Below are 730 nucleotides of genomic sequence, written 5' to 3'. Positions count from 1 at the left end.
AGATCATCAAGGATCTATGGCTGCAGATCAGCCCCTATTTCAATATGCTGCATGGGTCCTACTCGACCGCGAACACATACCATCAACAGATGTTTGCGGCCCTGCGCGACCGGGACGAGCAGGCAGTTCAGGCGGCGGTTCGCGGCGATATCGATGCGGCTTTCGACATGCTGGTCGATCTTTTGAAGTAGCGCCCGGCCCGGCCTCCGACCCCTATCACATGCCTCCTATTTCTGGGGATGGCAGAGCAGCACTCATGCGCACTCAGCGGGCAAGCGCGCTGGAGCTTGCCGGCGGCAGCCGATGACGCGGCGAACGCACGCATGGTCATTATCGGATTGCCAAAATCTGGTAGCGTGATTATACCAGTTGATCAGTTGACGACGGGCGATGCCGTCGGCGAAGAACAGGAGTGGTGACCAGATGACAACGATTGCGCTGTTCGGGGCTGGCGGGAAAATGGGCTACCGCCTGTCGACCAATTTTCGCGGGTCGCCCTACACGATACGCCATGTCGAGGTCAGCGATGCCGGCCGCGAACGGCTGAAGACCGGACTGGGTTTCGATACGGTCAGTGCCGACGAGGCGCTCAAGGACGCCGATGTGGTGATCCTGGCCGTCCCCGACACGCATATCGGCAAGGTCGCGGCCAGCATCGAGAGCAAGCTGGCGCCAGGCACGATGGTGGTGGTGCTCGACGCGGCGGCACCTTTCGCCGGCCATCTGCCTG

1 protein-coding gene and 1 pseudogene are annotated in these 730 nt (G+C 61.2%); both read left to right on the top strand.

Annotated features, from left to right (window positions below; all coding sequences use genetic code 11):
• Positions 1-191: pseudogene (locus tag EN750_RS37335) on the top strand (GntR family transcriptional regulator); the annotation flags it as partial.
• Positions 192-423: 232 nt separating this feature from the next.
• On the top strand, positions 424-730 hold a 307-nt coding region (locus tag EN750_RS37330), incomplete at its 3' end, for an NAD(P)-binding domain-containing protein (RefSeq protein ID WP_189526824.1).

It is taken from the genome of Mesorhizobium sp. M7A.F.Ca.ET.027.03.2.1 (assembly GCF_003999175.1).
Taxonomy (GTDB): Bacteria; Pseudomonadota; Alphaproteobacteria; order Rhizobiales; family Rhizobiaceae; genus Mesorhizobium.
The sequence above is the reverse complement of the archived record's forward strand: the minus strand, read 5'-3'. Positions and strand labels throughout refer to the sequence as shown.